Origin of the sequence: Streptomyces flavochromogenes (genome assembly GCF_000717595.1) — a bacterium.
Classification (GTDB): domain Bacteria; phylum Actinomycetota; class Actinomycetes; order Streptomycetales; family Streptomycetaceae; genus Streptomyces; species Streptomyces flavochromogenes.
This window is the reverse complement of record NZ_JNZO01000006.1, coordinates 94,547-110,205: the sequence shown is the minus strand read 5'-3', so window position 1 is coordinate 110,205 and position 15,659 is coordinate 94,547. Positions and strand designations below refer to the sequence as shown.

General features: G+C 72.4%; 14 protein-coding genes. 9 read left to right on the top strand and 5 right to left on the bottom strand.

The features are described 5' to 3' along the window. Window positions 1-56: 56 nt before the first annotated feature. Together IF00_RS0108210 and IF00_RS0108205 are read right to left on the bottom strand one after the other, a co-directional pair. Complete coding sequence (locus IF00_RS0108210; RefSeq protein WP_051819992.1) at window positions 57-866, bottom strand: cupredoxin domain-containing protein; 810 nt, start codon at window positions 864-866, stop codon at window positions 57-59. After that, window positions 863-2,983: a right-handed parallel beta-helix repeat-containing protein gene (locus tag IF00_RS0108205; RefSeq protein WP_245234460.1), complete on the bottom strand. Its 2,121-nt coding sequence runs from the start codon at window positions 2,981-2,983 to the stop codon at window positions 863-865. The genes IF00_RS0108210 and IF00_RS0108205 overlap by 4 nt, the downstream gene beginning before the upstream one ends. A gap of 202 nt (window positions 2,984-3,185) precedes the next feature. Here IF00_RS0108205 and hmgA point away from each other — a divergent pair, with 202 nt between their 5' ends. The 3 genes from hmgA to IF00_RS0108190 are packed head-to-tail and all read left to right on the top strand — an operon-like array spanning window position 3,186 to window position 6,620. After that, a complete protein-coding gene (gene hmgA, locus IF00_RS0108200; RefSeq protein ID WP_030315814.1) occupies window positions 3,186-4,517 on the top strand; it encodes a homogentisate 1,2-dioxygenase in 1,332 nt (443 codons plus the stop codon). Window positions 4,518-4,557: 40 nt separating this feature from the next. Continuing rightward, window positions 4,558-5,307 carry a GntR family transcriptional regulator gene (locus IF00_RS0108195; protein WP_030315812.1) on the top strand — a complete coding sequence of 250 codons (750 nt, stop codon included), beginning with the start codon at window positions 4,558-4,560 and terminating at the stop codon, window positions 5,305-5,307. A gap of 53 nt (window positions 5,308-5,360) precedes the next feature. Then, window positions 5,361-6,620 (top strand): type ISP restriction/modification enzyme, encoded by a 1,260-nt coding sequence (locus tag IF00_RS0108190; protein WP_030315810.1) that lies wholly within the window; start codon window positions 5,361-5,363, stop codon window positions 6,618-6,620. On the opposite strand, the gene IF00_RS0108185 is transcribed toward IF00_RS0108190, so the two are convergent. Next, on the bottom strand, window positions 6,607-7,344 hold the full coding sequence (locus IF00_RS0108185) for a TetR/AcrR family transcriptional regulator (RefSeq protein WP_030315808.1): 738 nt from the start codon (window positions 7,342-7,344) through the stop codon (window positions 6,607-6,609). The genes IF00_RS0108190 and IF00_RS0108185 overlap by 14 nt on opposite strands. Window positions 7,345-7,408: 64 nt before the next feature. On the opposite strand from IF00_RS0108185, the gene IF00_RS0108180 reads away from it, so the two are divergent. From IF00_RS0108180 to IF00_RS0108170, 3 genes are all read left to right on the top strand, one after another. Beyond that, window positions 7,409-8,347: a daunorubicin resistance protein DrrA family ABC transporter ATP-binding protein gene (locus IF00_RS0108180; RefSeq protein ID WP_030315805.1), complete on the top strand. Its 939-nt coding sequence runs from the start codon at window positions 7,409-7,411 to the stop codon at window positions 8,345-8,347. Further along, window positions 8,344-9,162, top strand: a complete 819-nt coding sequence (locus IF00_RS0108175) for an ABC transporter permease (protein ID WP_051819991.1) — start codon at window positions 8,344-8,346, stop codon at window positions 9,160-9,162. Before IF00_RS0108180 ends, IF00_RS0108175 begins: the two co-directional genes overlap by 4 nt. A gap of 73 nt (window positions 9,163-9,235) precedes the next feature. After that, on the top strand, window positions 9,236-10,432 hold the full coding sequence (locus IF00_RS0108170; RefSeq protein WP_030315800.1) for a CaiB/BaiF CoA transferase family protein: 1,197 nt from the start codon (window positions 9,236-9,238) through the stop codon (window positions 10,430-10,432). 174 nt (window positions 10,433-10,606) lie between these two features. Here the strand turns inward: IF00_RS0108170 and IF00_RS0108165 are convergent, their stop codons facing one another. After that, the gene (locus IF00_RS0108165) at window positions 10,607-10,879 is read right to left on the bottom strand and encodes a hypothetical protein (RefSeq protein ID WP_030315798.1); all 273 of its coding nucleotides are present in this window, start codon (window positions 10,877-10,879) and stop codon (window positions 10,607-10,609) included. A 335-nt stretch (window positions 10,880-11,214) separates the two neighbouring features. Here IF00_RS0108165 and IF00_RS0108160 point away from each other — a divergent pair, with 335 nt between their 5' ends. Continuing rightward, entirely contained in the window at window positions 11,215-12,255 is a 1,041-nt protein-coding gene (locus tag IF00_RS0108160) for a serine/threonine-protein kinase (RefSeq protein ID WP_030315795.1), read from the top strand. On the opposite strand, the gene IF00_RS0108155 is transcribed toward IF00_RS0108160, so the two are convergent. After that, window positions 12,239-13,045, bottom strand: a complete 807-nt coding sequence (locus tag IF00_RS0108155; protein ID WP_030315793.1) for an SGNH/GDSL hydrolase family protein — start codon at window positions 13,043-13,045, stop codon at window positions 12,239-12,241. The genes IF00_RS0108160 and IF00_RS0108155 overlap by 17 nt on opposite strands. Window positions 13,046-13,717: 672 nt before the next feature. On the opposite strand from IF00_RS0108155, the gene IF00_RS0108150 reads away from it, so the two are divergent. Both IF00_RS0108150 and IF00_RS0108145 read left to right on the top strand, forming a co-directional pair. Further along, on the top strand, window positions 13,718-14,548 hold the full coding sequence (locus tag IF00_RS0108150) for a glycosyltransferase family 2 protein (protein ID WP_030315791.1): 831 nt from the start codon (window positions 13,718-13,720) through the stop codon (window positions 14,546-14,548). Continuing rightward, window positions 14,545-15,651, top strand: a complete 1,107-nt coding sequence (locus IF00_RS0108145) for a glycosyltransferase family 2 protein (protein WP_245234459.1) — start codon at window positions 14,545-14,547, stop codon at window positions 15,649-15,651. Before IF00_RS0108150 ends, IF00_RS0108145 begins: the two co-directional genes overlap by 4 nt. Window positions 15,652-15,659 lie beyond the last annotated feature (8 nt).

The following is a 15,659-nucleotide window of genomic DNA, read 5'->3' as shown; positions in this document are numbered from 1 at the left end:
AAGGCCGGGGCCGGGATCGGGGGCGAGGGCGTGGGCGAGTCGGGTGAGGGGGCCGGTCACCGGACGACGAGTTGGGTCAGCAGAAGTCCGGACTCGTGGGTCTCGACCTCGAAGAGGCCGGTGCGGTCCGCGGTGAGGGTGAGGGTGGCGGGGGTGCCGGGAGAGAGGGGGAGTTCGCGGTCGTAGCCGTGCACATGGAGGGTGTCGGCGCGGTCGCTGGTGACACGGAGGGTGAGACGTTCACCCTGGTGCAACTCGACGCGGGAAGGGGGTGGCTGGACGGTCGATCCGGAGACGGTGATGTCGACGGTGCGCCCGGTGGCGGTCGGCCGGGGTGTCGGTGCCGGGCTCGGGGGCGCGGCACCGTCCAGACGGACGGTGGCCTGGACGGGGGCGCCGGCGACGGCCCAGGTGGTGTGGTCGTCGGCGTGGAGGCGGACGATGAGGGTGCGGGTGCCGGCCGGTATGTGTCCCCACGGGCTGTAGAGGCGGCCGGCCTCGCGGCCGTCGATCAGGAGGCGGGCGTGGCCGCGGCCCGGGAGGGCCGCGCCGCCGGTGCTGTCGGGGGTGAAGCGGAACCTCTCCACCGTGAGGTGGACGTTCCAGCCGCCCTCGGTGTCGGGGCGGGTCTCGACGCGGACGGCGGGCGCCTCCGCCGCGGGGAGTTCGCGGAGCCGGTGCCCGCTCTCGTCCCGCGCGGTGAGCAGGGTGCCGGTGCCGCCGGTGGCCTCCTCGTGGCTGGTGCCGGGCTTGTGGTGGGTGGTGGCCCGGCCGCCGCACCCGGTGAGGAGCACGACGGCGGCCAGGACTGCGGCCAGGGCCGCGACGAGGGGCGGGCGGGTGACGCCGGCGCGCGGCCGCCTCACGCCGTGGCCTCGCCGTGCGGCCGGGGCTCGGCCGGGGCGGCGCCCGCGCCGGGGGCCGTACCCGCCCGTGGGACCGTCTCGGGGTCGGGCTCCGGTGTCGCCTCCGTCGGGGCCGGGCCGCGGGCTCCCGCGGCCACGACCGCCCACAGCACCCAGATCACGCCCAGCAGCAGGCGGAGCCAGGCGGGGCTCAGGGGGATGCCGGGGACCATCAGGATCGCCTTGTCGAAGGCGTCGAGGAGGGTGAGGGCGCCGAGGGCCACGGTGGTCCAGCCGAGGACGGGGCGGGAGGGGCGCAGGGCGAGGCCGAGGAGGGTCCACCAGGCGCCGGTGAGGAGCAGTGCGAGGGCCGGGACGACGGTCGGCGTGAGGGCGAGCGTCGAGCCGGCGACGTCGAGGGCGAGGCCCGCCAGGCCGATGAGGGTGGCGGCGCCGGCGAGGCGGTTGCCGCGCAGGCGGCGCCACCAGAGGGCCAAGCCGGCCAGGGCGAGGACGAGGGAGCTGCCGAGGGCGAGTTGGGTCTCGACGCGCTGGAGGCCGCGGGCGCCGTACCAGTCGCAGCCTGCCGGGAGGCGGCGCGCCTGGACGTTGTAGTCGGCGCAGACCAGGAGTTGGGCGAGTTTGACGGGTTCGCCGATGAGCCGGTCGGTGTCGCCGGAGACGTCGCCGCGGCGTGCCCCGCAGCCGGGCAGGGCGCCGGGGCTGGCGGCGCCGGTGTCGGACTGCCAGCAGTTGCCGCTGCCCTGGCCGTCCCACCAGACGTCGGCGCGGTTGGGGCGGGCGGCGCCGGACTTGTCGACGCCGAGGTGGTTGCCGGCGTAGCGGTTGTGGTGGGAGGTGTCGGTCTGCTTGCCCCAGGCGGACTCGCCGCGGATGAAGGCGGGGACGGCGTTGAGATAGAAGGCGGCGCGCTGGTGGCCGTAGACCCAGTTGTTCTCGTAGAGGTTCCAGTTGCCGCCGGCGGTGATGATGCCGGTGCCGGGGGGCATGGAGATCTGGGGGCAGACGACGCCCTGTTCGTAGCCGCGTTCGACGGGCGGCTTGGCGCAGGTGCCGTCGGCGACGTACGGGTAGTAGTTCTGGTTGTTGTCGTGGATCAGGTTGCGTTCGAAGCGGGCGTGGTTCTGCGGCAGTCCGGGGTGGCCGGGGAAGGCGGAGTCCATCGAGGCGCCGCCCATGTTGTGGTCGAACTCGTTGTCGTGGACCCAGACGGAGTCTCCGGCGGTGCCGGAGTAGCCGACCATGTTGTGGTGGCTGCGGCAGCCGGTGATCTCGATGGAGTAGCGGGGGACGTCGTAGCCGCGGCCGTCGTTGATGTCGGAGGCCGAGCCGGGGTAGATGCCGGAGTCGCCGTTGCCGTAGGACTCGCAGTTCTTGTAGAGGCCGTGGTCGGAGGCGAAGGTGAGGAAGCCGTACTCGTCGTTCCAGCGGGTCAGGACGTCGTCGATGACGAAGCCGTCGGCGGCGAGCACGTACAGCGAGTTGAACGTGGTGCGCTGGGCGGTGAAGTTGCGGAAGTAGACGCCGTCGCTGCCGTCGGCCCGCAGGGCGTTGAGCTTCCGGTACTTGGCGTCGACGACGACGTCGAGGCGGGAGGCTCCGGTGCCCTCGATCTGAAGGTTCTTCTTGCCGAGGATGGCGACGAGGTTCTGGTTGTGCGGGCACTGCCGCTGCTGCTCGTAGCTGAGGATCTGGTAGCCGAGTGAGGACTTGGGCGCGTCGAGCGTGGCGCAGGCCCCGGTGGGCGGGGACAGCGAGGGCTCCTCCTCGTACAGGCCGGGGAGGATCGCGATGGTCATGCCGGGCCGGTCGACGGCGTCGACGGCCTGCTGGAGGTGGCGGTGGCCGTCGCGGGCGCAACGCTCGTAGAGGGCCCGGTTGCGGGCCTTGAGGGGGGCCGGGAAGCCGGAGATCCGGCTTTCGAACGCGGTCCGGTCGGTCTTGCAGACGAGGAGGTCGGGTTCTCCGGTGCGGAGCTTCGGCACGGTGCCGGAGCCGTCGGGGAAGGTGACGGGCCGCTCCTCGTGGGCCTGGGCCCCGGGGGCGGCGAGCAGGGCAGCGGCGAGGGCCGCGAGCACGACCGAGAGCGCGAGGACGAACCTTCGGGTCCAGGACATGGGCGTGAGAGTAGAGGATTGTTCATCTTTTTTGACCCCCTCGCGCAGCACCCGGTTTCCGGGCACCGCGCCCACGGAGGCCCACATCCCGTTTCGGCCACCACCTCCCGGTGCCCCGTTGACGTGAGCCGCGCGGAATCCTACGGTCATGCATAGGATTCCCTTGTGGGCTTCCCTTGTGGGCTCAGGACAGGAGCGGGCGATGACCACGGAGCAGGCCGAGAAGCGCGAGCAGGCCAGGAAGACGGCCGAGGCGCTCGGCTACAGCACCGGTTTCGGCAACGAGCACAGCTCGGAGGCGATCCCCGGCGCGCTGCCGCACGGCCGTAACTCACCGCAGCGGGCACCCCTCGGCCTCTACGCCGAGCAGCTCAGCGGCAGTGCGTTCACCGAGCCGCGGGCGCACAACCGCCGCTCCTGGCTCTACCGGATCCGCCCCTCCGCGGCGCACCCGCCGTTCACCCGGATCGACAACGGCGACGTCCGCTCCGCGCCCTTCGACGAGACCGTGCCCGACCCCAACCGGCTGCGCTGGAACCCGCTGCCCGCCCCGGCCCCCGGCACCGACTGGCTGGCCGGCCTGTGGACCCTCGGAGGCAACGGCGACGCGACCCAGCGGGCCGGCATGGCCGTGCACCTCTACCACGCGAACGCCTCCATGGAGCGGGTGTTCGGCAACGCGGACGGCGAGCTGCTGATCGTCCCGGAGCGCGGCGGCCTCCTCCTCCGCACCGAGCTGGGCCTGCTCGCCGTCCACCCCGGCGAGACGGCGCTGATCCCGCGCGGGGTCCGATTCCGCGTGGACCTTCTGGAGGACACCGCCCGCGGCTACGTCTGCGAGAACTACGGGGCTCCGTTCCAGCTCCCCGACCTCGGCCCGATCGGCGCCAACGGCCTCGCCAACGCACGTGACTTCCGGGCCCCGGTCGCCGCCTACGAGGACGTCGAGGGTCCGGTCGAGGTGGTCAACAAGTACTGCGGCAACCTCTGGTCGGCGACGTACGGCCACTCGCCGCTCGATGTCGTCGCCTGGCACGGCAACCACACCCCGTACGTCTACGACCTGCACCGTTTCAATGTCATCGGGACGATCTCGTACGACCACCCCGACCCGTCGATCTTCACGGTCCTCACCTCGCCCTCCGACACCCCGGGGCTCGCGAGCGTGGACTTCGTGGTCTTCGCCCCGCGCTGGCTGGTCGGCGAGGACACCTTCCGGCCGCCGTACTTCCACCGCAACGTGATGAGCGAGTACATGGGCCTCATCGAGGGCGCGTACGACGCGAAGGCGGAGGGCTTCGTGCCGGGCGGCGGCTCGCTGCACAACATGATGTCCGCGCACGGCCCCGACCGGGAGACCTTCGACCGGGCGAGCGCCGCCGAACTGAAGCCGCAGAAGATCGACGACGGTCTCGCCTTCATGTTCGAGACCCGCTGGCCGGTGACCGCGACCCCGCAGGCCGCGGGCGCCGACCACCTGCAGAAGGGCTACGACGACGTATGGCAGGGTCTTGAGCGCCACTTTCGGCCGTAGTGTCTCGGCCGTAAGCCCGTAGCCTTCGTACGGAGAACCCGTGACCGCCTTCGCACCCGACTCGCTGGTCCTGAACCGCAAGCTGCCGCTCTGGTATCAGGTCTCGCAGTCGCTGCGCGCCTCGATACTGGGCCGCACGCCCGACGCCTCGCTCCGGCTGCCCACCGAGGAGCAGCTCGCGGCGCACTACGGCGTCAGCGTGCTCACGATGCGCCAGGCCCTCAAGGAACTCGAGGAGGAGGGCCTGATCAGCCGGCACCGGCGGCGCGGGACCTTCATCGAGCCGGGCGCCCGGCGCTCCACCCCGCGCCGGCTGCTCGGCTCGATCGACGCGATCGTGGCCCAGCAGTCGGGCGAGCGGACGACGGTCCTGGGGCACGGCAGCGAGGCGGTACCGGGTGAGCTCGCCGAGCACTTCCCCGACCTGACGGAGATCGTGGCGTACCGGCGGCTGCGCCGCGACGGAGAGAGCGGCGAGCCGACCAACTGGGCGGAGAACGCGGTGCGTCCCGAGCTCGCCGCCGCGATCGACCCGGCCGATCTGGAGCGCTGGCCGATGACGAAGGTCCTGCGGGACGTCGTCGGCGTGCGGATCAGTCGCATCACGGACACGGTCGAGGCCCGGCTCGCCGACCCGGAGACGGCGGCGCTCCTGGAGGTGCCGCTCCTGTCGCCGATCCTGCACTACACCGGCGTGACCTACGACGCGGAGGGAAGGGTCGTCGACGTGGCGCGCATCCGGTACCGGGGCGACCGCTTCTCCTTCACGGTCACGGTCGAGGCCCAGTAGCAGGGGGCCGGGGCCTCCGGGACAGTGGAGACCCGCGGACCGCGGTCGTTAGCATGCGGGGCGTGACGGAAGCCCCCGGAGCGAACGACGCCGATCTGCCTCCCCTCGCCGACGCGCCGACCGGCGCCGACCTCCCCCTCCTCGACGACCTCATGCCGTGGTCCGTCGCACCGCTGCGCTTCGGCCGCTCGTGGATCGTGGCGCCGGACGCGCGGACGCTGCGGTCCCGCTGGGACCGACTGGTGGCCGCCGAAGGGGCCGAGCGCGAGGCCCTGTTCCGCCCCAGCCGGGCGCGGACCCCGGCGAGCGCGGTCGCCGCGCTGCCGGGCCAGCGCACCGGGACCGTGCGCTGGGCCCGTGAGTCCGGCCCGTGCCCGGAGCCGGTACGGGTCGCGCGCGGGCCGTTCGACGAGCAGCTGCTGCTGCCCGACCACCGGCTGATCGACACCGCACGCCCGGAGCTGTGGCGGGTCGCCGGCGAGCCGCAGCTCTTCGCCGTCGAGCAGGGTCATGTGCCCGGTGCGGCCGGGCCCGCGCTCCTGGTGACGGCCGCGCTGCCCGAGGGTCGCTCCCCCGCGGGCCGGCCGGGCCGGATCCGTCCGCTGTTCCGGCGCCCCGGAGGCCTGGAGCCGAACCTCGCCCCCGGTCTCCTCGGTTTCCTCGGCGAGCGGTACGGGCACGAGGTCGACGCCCTGGAGTGGCTCGCGTGGACGGTGGCGGCGGTCCGCCCCTCCCCCGGCGGATGCCGGGTGCCCCTCCCCGGGGACCCGGAGGTCTGGGCGGCGGGTGTGGCGCTCGGCCGGGAGCTCGTCGACATCCAGGCGCGGGGTGCGCTGACCGGGACGAAACCGCGGCTGCCGGGCGGGCGCCGTCCGTACGTGCGGGCCGCGGTGCCGCCCCGCCCCGAGGCGATGACGTACGACGCGGCCGACGAGGCCCTGTGTCTCGACGAGGGCCGCATCTCGCCCGTACCGGCGGAGGCCTGGGAGTTCAGCGTCGGCGGGGCACGGGTCCTCGAACAGTGGTTCGCGCACCGGACCGCACCGGTGGAGCCCGGGTCGCTCGACGCGATCGGGCCGGCGGTCTGGCCGCAGGAGTGGACCTCGGAGCTGCTCGACCTGGTCACGGTGCTCGCGCTGCTCGGCGCGCGGGAGCAGGAGCGGGCGGCCCTCGTCCCGGAGGCGGCCGGATCCGCGGGCCGGGCGGAGCTGCGGGCGGCGGGCGTGCTGCCTCCGCCGGCCGGGTCCCGCCGCCCGGCCTCCGTGCTCGACCATCAGGAGGAGGGCCCGGAGGGCCAGTTCATGCTGCTGTGAGGGGGCCCTCCGGCGGTGCGAACGAGTCGAGGAGGCGTCCGATGGTCATGGCGAAGATCTCGTCCGGGTCGACGGGGGCGGCGGGGGCCTCGGCGAGCAGTCCGGCGAGGTGCGGGTACCTCCCGCTCGCGACCTGCCCCATGAGGTAGGCGCCGCGCACCACCTGCTCCTCCTCCTCGGACCAGGGAAGCCCGCGGGCCCGTTCGGCGATGGCCTGTTCGTTGGCGACGGTCGCCATCACCGTGCCGTTGACCATGGCGATCAGCTGCATCTTCAGCCCCGCGGGGACGTCGAGCGGGACGAGGCAGCCGAGGCACCACTCCAGGAAACGCAGGGCGTTGGGGCTGAACCCGTACGCGGTGGTCATCACCCGGGCCAGCCAGGGGTGCCGGTACATGATCGCGCGGCTCTGGTACGCGATCCCGGTCATGTCGGCGCGCCAGTCGCCGCTGGGTTCCTCGGGGAGCGCGTACTCGCCGCTGACCGCGTCGACCATGAGCTCGTACAGGTCCTCCTTGCGGGGGACGTAGTTGTAGAGCGACATGGTGCCGCAGCCGATCTCGGCGGCGATCCGCCGCATGGAGACCGCGTCGATGCCGTCCGTGTCGGCGACGCGCACGGCGGCGTCCACGATGTCCCGGCGGCTGTACGCCGGTTTCGGGCCTCGGCCCGCGCGCTCGGGCCGCGCCCAGATCACTTCCGGTTCGGCCGCTCGGCCCGCCATGGATCATCACCTCGCCCCCCCATCGTAGTTACGTACACCGTACGTAGTGCGGTATGGTCGCGCCATGACGACTACGTACGCTGTACTTAGTGAGGGTCTGCAGAAGCGATACGGCGATGTCCACGCCCTCCGCGGCCTCGACCTCGCCGTCCCCGAGGGTTCGGTCTGCGGCGTGCTCGGCCCCAACGGCGCCGGCAAGACCACCGCCGTCCGTGTCCTGACGACCCTGGTGAAGCCCGACGCCGGCAGCGCGCTCGTGGCCGGCCACGACGTGGTACGCGACCCGGCGGGGGTACGGAAGCGGATCGCGGTCACCGGGCAGTACGCCTCCGTCGACGGGGACCTGACCGGCGCCGAGAACCTGCGGCTCTTCGCACGGCTGCTGCGCGCCCCGCGCGCCCGCGCCGACGAACTCCTGGAGCAGTTCGGTCTCGCGGCGGCCGCCGGGCGCCCCGCCCGCACCTACTCCGGCGGCATCCGGCGGCGGCTCGACCTGGCCGCGAGCCTGCTCGTACCGCCGCGGGTCCTCTTCCTCGACGAACCGACGACCGGGCTCGACCCGCACAGCCGGAACGGGATCTGGGACGCCGTACGGGGGTTGGCGTCCCGGGGCACCACGGTGCTGCTGACCACGCAATACCTGGAGGAGGCCGACCAGCTCGCCGACGACATCGTCCTGATCGACGAGGGCCGCGCGGCCCAGCGCGGCACGCCGGCCGAGCTCAAGGCGCTCGTCGGCAGCTACGCCGAGGTCGTGGTCGCCGAACCCTCGGCCCTCGAAGCGGCCGCGGCCGTCCTCGACCGGCTGACCGGTTCGGCCCCTGTCCTGGACGCCGAGCGCCGCACGGTCGGCGCGGTGACCACGGACAGCACGCTCACCCTGCCCCGGATCGTCCGCGAGGTCGACGCGGCCGGGGTCCTCGTCGTCGACGCCTCGCTGCGCCCGCCCACCCTCGACGAGGTGTTCCTGCGCCTCACCGACCGGAAGGAACTCGTCGCATGAGCACCGCTCTCGTCCCGGAGCAGGGAACGCGTCCCGTGAGCACCGCTCTCGTCCACGACGGAACGGCCGTCCTCGGGCGTCATCTCCTGCGCATCCGGCACGCGCCCGCGATCACCGTGATGACACAGACGATGCCGATCGTGTTCCTGCTGTTCTTCGGGTACGTGTTCGGCAGCGCGCTCGCCATGCCGGGCGCCGAGTACCGGTCCCACCTGGTGCCGGGCCTGCTCGTCGCGACGGCGGCCGGGGGCCTGATGACCGGCATGTTCCAGGCCGCCCAGGACTCCCACCGAGGCGTCATGGACCGCTTCAGGACCATGCCCGTGAGTCGCTCCGCCGTCCCGCTCGGGCAGGCGCTCGCCGACCTCGTGGCCGGCGCCGTCGGCACCGTGCCGCTCGTCCTGGTGGGGCTCGCGATGGGCTGGCGGATCGAGGGGACGGCGCCGGAGGCCCTGGCCGCCTTCGGCCTGCTGCTGCTCTTCCGCTTCGCGACGACCTGGGTGGGCATCCTGCTCGGCCTCGCCTCGAAGAGCGAGGAGGCGGCGGGCCAGCTCGGCAGCGCCACGTTCATGCTGCCGCTGCTCTCCAACGCGTACATCCCGACCGACAACATGCCGGGCTGGCTGCGCGCGGTCGCCGAGTGGAACCCGATCTCGGCGGTCACCACGGCGGTACGGCTCCTCTTCGGCAACGCGCCCGTCCCGGCGGACGCGGCCTGGCCGGTGGCCCACCCGGTCGCCGGGGCGCTGCTCTGGTCGCTCGGCCTGATCGCCCTCTTCGCCCCGCTCGCGGTCCGCCGCTACACCCGCGGCTGACGCCCCTCCCCACGCCGGGGGTGACATGTCCCCTGGTGACAAGGACCGGCCCCGCAGGGTAGGCAGGGCTTTCATGAGCACTCAGCCACTCCCCCTCGAAGGCATCACCGTCGTCGCCGTCGAGCAGGCCGTCGCCGCCCCCTTCGCCACCCGGCAGCTCGCCGACCTCGGCGCCCGCGTCGTCAAGATCGAGCGCCCCGACGGCGGGGACTTCGCCCGGGGGTACGACACGGCCGCGCGGGGCCTCGCCTCCCACTTCGTGTGGTGCAACCGGGGCAAGGAGTCCGTGGCGGTCGACCTCAAGGACCCGCGCGGTCTCGCCCTCGTCCGGCGGATGGTGGGCGACGCGGACGTCTTCGTGCAGAACCTCGCCCAGGGGGCGGCGGCCCGGCTCGGTCTCGACACCGCCGCGCTGTGCGCCGCACACCCGCGACTGATCGCGGTGGACGTCTCCGGGTACGGCGCGGAAGGGCCGTACGCGCACAAGCGGGCGTACGACATGCTCGTCCAGTGCGAGGCGGGTCTCGTGTCGGTGACCGGGACGCCGGAGCAGCCGGTCAAGTCCGGGATCCCGGCGGCCGACATCGCCGCCGGGATGTACGCCTTCTCCGGTGTCCTCGCCGCGCTCGTACGGCGTGGCACGACCGGCCGGGGCGGCCCGGTGGAGGTCTCGCTGCTCGACTCGCTGGCCGAGTGGATGGGGCACCCGTTGCATTACGGCATGCATGGGGGTACGCCCCCGGCGCGAACCGGGCTCGCGCACGCGGTGATCGCCCCGTACGACGCCTATCCCACGGCGGACGGCGGTCTGGTGCTGCTCTCCGTGCAGAACGACCGGGAGTGGCGGCGGCTCGCCGAGCAGGTCCTCGGCAGGCCCGACCTCGCCGACGCCCCGGACTTCGCGACGAACACGGCGCGGGTGGCGGGCCGGGCGGCGACGGACGCGGTGGTCGCGGCGGCGCTGGCCCCGCTGGCGGCGCCCGAGGCGCTGGCCAGGCTCGACGCGGCGGGCATCGCCTGCGCCCGCCTCAACTCGGTGGCGGAGCTCGCCGACCATCCCCAGCTGACGGCCCGTGACCGCTGGCGGGAGGTCGAGTCGCAGGTCGGGGCCCTGCGTTCGCTGCTGCCGCCGATCGTGTTCCCGGACGGGCCGGAGCCGCGCATGGACCGGATCCCGGCCCTCGGGCAGGACACGGACGAGGTGCTCGGCGAGCTCGGGGTGCCGGAGGCGGAGGTGAAGGAGCTGAGGAAGGCGGGGGTGATCGCCTGAGGCCGTGCGGGCCGGGCTCAGCCGACGGGGTCGGGCCCGCGGCCGGGTACGACTGATCGCCGGACGGGCGGGGACACGTCCGGCGATGTCGCAGTCGTGCAGTCGGAGTCGTACGGGCGACCGGGCGGAAGCGGGCGGGAACCTCGGGATTGCTCGGCCCGGAGCGCCCGGCTCCTAGTGACGCGTTCCGAAGAGGGAGCGGCGCAGGCGGCGGAGCGGGGCGAAGAGCGAGACCCGTGCGCTGCGGCTGCGGTGACCGTGCACCGGAACCTCGGGCGTACGCGACGTCAGTTCACGCATCAGCAGCGTCGCCTCGGCCACCTCCCGCTGGGGCACGGCGGGACCGCCGAGCACCGCGAGATGACGGTCGAGCCGCGAACTCGTCGCGCTGCTCCCGCAGGTGATGGCAGGCACTCGCGGCCTGCTGCGCATTGCTATCTGTTCCATGTCACTCCCCACCCGTACAAGGGCACCCGACCCAGGGCAGGTTAACCCTATCGCCCCGCGGTGACACCCGTGTATCCCGGCGGCGGGATTCACGGCACTCGTACGGGGGTTGACGGTCACCGTCCGAATCCATCTGATTCCAGGGCGAGTTGGACAGGATTCGAACACCTGCCGAACCGTCACGAACCATCCTGCCCTCCGGACCCGCGTCCCCGCCCACCCGGACCGGTGTGATCTCCACCACCAAGATCGCTCCCATCGCGCGGCGCCCCGACCGGGCACCGCACCCCCGACGGACCGGGGCCGGGAGGACGCCCCTCGGCTACCGTGGATCCATGACGGCGATCGCGGGTCGTTACCGGCTTCTGGACGTGCTCGCCGAAGGGGCGACGGGCACCGTCTGGCGCGCCCTGGACGAGACGGACCGCCACGAGGTGGCCCTCAAGGAGCTACGGGCCCCGGACGGACTTCCGGCGGACGAGGTGCCCCTTCTGTACGCGCGGCGCGAGCGCGAGGCCCGGGCCGCCGCCCGGATCTCCCATCCCGGAGTCGTGCGGGTGCTCGGCGTCGCCACGGAGGACGGCCGGCCCTGGGTCGTCATGGAGCTCGTCCGGGGCCTCAGCCTCGCCGAGACCCTGGAGGGGGCCGGGCCGCTGCCGCCGCGCGAGGCCGCCCGGGTCGGGGCGGAGGTCCTGGCCGGACTGAGGGCGGCGCGGGAGGCGGGCGTACCGCACCGGGAAGTGGATCCGGAGCACGTCCTCCTCGCCAACGACGGACGGGTCGTCGTGACCGGCTTCGGTACGGCTCCGGAGGACGATCCGGGACCGGCGGCGGAGCTGCGCGCCCTGGGGAGCCTCCTCGGAGCGACGATGTCGGCCCTGCCGTCGCCGCTGCCCGCGAAGGACGACCGGGCCGGGGAGCTCCGTGCTCTCGTCGAGGGGCTGTCGCACGCGGACCCGGAGCACCTCCTGACGGCGGACCGGGTCGAGCGGGAGCTGCGGCGGATGGCGACGGGCGGGGCGCGGCCCGCCCGGGCGGAGCCGGGCCGGACACCGGCGGAACCGCCCGCCGGAGCGCTCTCCGCTCCCGCGGAGGGCGAGCCGAGCCGTCGGAACGGGAGTCCTCACGACAACACCCCCGCGGAGCGGGTCAGTTCGGCGCCGGAATCCCCCGGGGCGAAGTCGCCCCGGCGCGCCCATGTCCTGCTCGCCGGACTGATCGGCGCGCTGCTCATCGCGGGAGCCCTGGCGTATCACCTGGTCCGGGACGAGGAGCGAGGCGCCGGGCCCGGGCCGGGCGGTGTCACGAGCACCGCTCCGGCCGGCCCCGGCGCCACGGACGGCGCGGGCGGCGGTCCGGTTACACCGCGTTCCTGAAGCTGGGCAGGTAACCGCCGGACTGGCCGGCGGCCGTCGGGTGGTAGGACTCCCCGATGTTGAGCCAGTTGACGCTGTGCAGCCAGGCGGAGCCGGAGCAGATCTCGTGTCCGGTGAACGCCGGGACGACGCTGGAGAAGGTGTAGCCGTGGTCGGCCGCGCGCTTGGCGACGGCGGCGTTGAGGTAGTCGGAGGCTCCGTTGATGGCGCGGCGCTCGTTCTCGCTCAGGCCCGCGACGCAGCTGCCGCCCAGCTGGTAGAAGCGCGGGTAGCCGAGGACGATCACGTGGGCGGCGGGCGCCTTGTTCCTGATCGCGGTGTACACGGAGTCGAGCTTGCCGGGCAGCGTCGAGTCGACGTAGCTCTTGGCCTGATTCACACGGCTGATGCAGGTGGCTTCGGACTGCAGCACACAGGTCGTCATGACGTCGGCGAAACCGGCGTCATTTCCCCCGATCGTGAGGGAGACCAGGTCGGTGGCGGACGAGAGCGGACCGAGCTGATTCGCGGTCACATCACCCGTTCGGGCGCCCGAGCAGGCGGTGAACGCGAAGGAGGAGGGGGCGTTCGCGTTCTTCCACAGCACCGGATACGCCTTCGTGGAGCGCTTGCAGTCGCCGCTGGCGCTGTCGTAACTCCCCGATCCGACACCGGAGGAGTACGAGTCGCCAAGGGCCACGTAGTCGAGTGCGGCGGTCTCGGCGGCCTGGGCGGCGCCCGCCCCGGTGAGGGCGAGGACGGCGCCGAGCAGGAGCGAGGACGATAGGGCGGCAAAACGGGACAGTCTCATGGAACCTCCCTGTAGCAGGATCTCTGCGCTACCAGGTAGTAGCATCGGATCCGCCGCGCCGGAAGTGTTCATGTCAAAAGTGAGGGTGAACGTCACCCGACCCTCCGTCAGCGACCGTCGAGTTCCGGCCATGGACGACGGACCGTAGGCGGACGATCGACGAGGGACAGGAAGCGGAGGCTCCGGTCCCGGTCAATGATCGAACGAGAACGCGACACATTCGCACAACAAAGCACAGAAGCCTGATCCCGCATCACTGCCCCCCACATGCAACCGGATTGACCGAATCCGATCGGGACGGTTGCACACGTGACCATCGAAGCTTCGCCAAACTGCGGAAAAGCGGGCCACAGATCAGGGACTTGCCATACAGTCCCATTCATCAATACCGTCGACATCTCACCCGCACCGATCCATCACGCAAAGCGGCTCAGGGGAGGGCTCTAGCGTCGCTGATGGTCCCGGGGCGGGGCGCGGTAGGGGGGTGCCGTGCTCGGTGTTCGAACGTGCGCCGAGTCGCGGGTACCGCGCGGCCAGACATGCCAACTCGCCGATTTCGCAAGGAGATCCTTTCCGCGCGGGCGGTGGCGAGAACCCCCCTTTCGAACCGGACACACCATCGGACCGCCCAAGGGGTGGGCGGCCCACCGGACGAGAGGGAAAACCAGACCCATGAGCTCGTTCCTGCGCCCATCCATCTCGGGCCAAGAAATGACCGAGCCGAGTCGAATAGCCGCCCAGTACCGGGCCATCACCTCACATCTGGCGATCACTCCGCCGGTGAGTGTTGTCATTCCCGCGATGAACGAAGCCGAAAATCTTCCGTACGTGTTCAAGACACTGCCGGAATGGATTCACGAAGTCGTCCTCGTCGACGGAAATTCCACGGACAACACGGTGGATGTCGCCCGTGAACTGCGGCCGGACGTCAAGGTGGTCAAGCAGGTCGGCAAGGGCAAGGGCGACGCGCTGATCAGCGGCTTCGCGGCCTGCACCGGCGACATCATCGTCATGGTCGACGCGGACGGCTCGGCCGACGGCCAGGAGATCGTCTCGTACGTCTCCGCCCTCGTCGGCGGTGCGGATTTCGCCAAGGGCTCCCGTTTCGCCAACGGCGGCGGCACGGACGACATGACGACCATTCGCAGACTGGGCAACTGGGCCCTCTGCTCGCTCGTCAACCGCAAGTTCGGCGCCCGGTACACCGATCTCTGCTACGGCTACAACGCCTTCTGGCGCCACTGCCTCGACAAGATCACCCTCGACTGCACCGGTTTCGAGATCGAGACCCTCATCAACATCAGGGTCGTCACGGCCGGCCTCAAGGTGCAGGAAGTCCCGAGCCACGAATACAACCGCATACACGGCGTCAGCAACCTCAACGCCGTACGCGACGGCATCCGGGTCCTGAAGGTCATCCTCAAGGAGAAGGCCGTCAGCAAGGCCGCCCGCCGCCGGCCGGCCCCGTTCTCGGTCAACGTCCCCCGGGGAGAGGCGTCTTGAACGACCGCACGTCCCCGCTTGGCTTCTCGGTGGTGATCTGCGTCTACACGGAGGAACGGTGGGAGGACATCCTCGCCGCCGTCGACTCCGTACGGAAGCAGTCACTGCCCGCCCTGGAGACGCTGCTCGTGGTCGACCACAACGAGCGGCTCCTCTCCCGGCTGACCGAGGAGTACGCGGAACAGCGGCTCACCGAGGAGGTGCGGGTGCTCGCCAACGCGGGCCCCCGCGGCCTCTCCGCCGGCCGCAACACCGGAATCGCCGCCGCCCGCGGCGAGTTCGTGGCCTTCCTCGACGACGACGCCGTCGCCGAGCGGGACTGGCTCCACCACTTCTCGGCGGCCTACGACGATCCGTGCGTCATGGCCGTCGGCGGCCGGACGCTGCCCTCCTGGGCCTCCGGCCGCCGCCCGGCCTGGTTCCCCGAGGAGTTCGACTGGGTCGTCGGCTGTACGTACCTGGGCCTGCCCCCGGGACGCGTACGGGTGCGCAACGTGCTCGGCGGCAACGCCTCCTTCCGCCGTACGGCCTTCGACGCGGCCGGCGGATTCGCCACCGGCATCGGGCGGGACGGCGACCGGCGGCCCCTCGGCGGCGAGGAGACCGAGCTGTGCATCCGGCTCTCCAAGGCACTGCCCGAGGCGATCCTGCTCATCGACGACCGGGCCGTCATCCACCACAAGGTGCCCGCCGTCCGCGAGCGCTTCGGCTACTTCCGTACCCGGGTCTACGCCGAGGGGCTCTCGAAGGCCCTCGTCGCCCGCAGCGTCGGCGCGCAGAAGGGCCTGGAGTCCGAACGGCGCTACACGACACGGGTGTTGCCCGCGGGAGTCCTGCGAGGAATGCGCGACGCACTGCGCGGGCGCTCCGGGGGCGCGGGCCGCGCCGGGGCGATCGTCACCGGGGTGACGGTCGCGGCCGGAGGCTACGCGCTGGGGACGCTGCGGGCCCGGAGGAGCGGAACGACTTTCTCCTGGGGGCCGATCGAGCGTCACGGCGCCGGGACGACCGCGGCCGGGGCCGGAGGCGATGCCTCTACCGGCGCCGGAACCGGCGAAGCGCTTCGGGCAGAGGCCGTGGCCTCCGAGGGAGGGGCCCGGTGACCGACAAC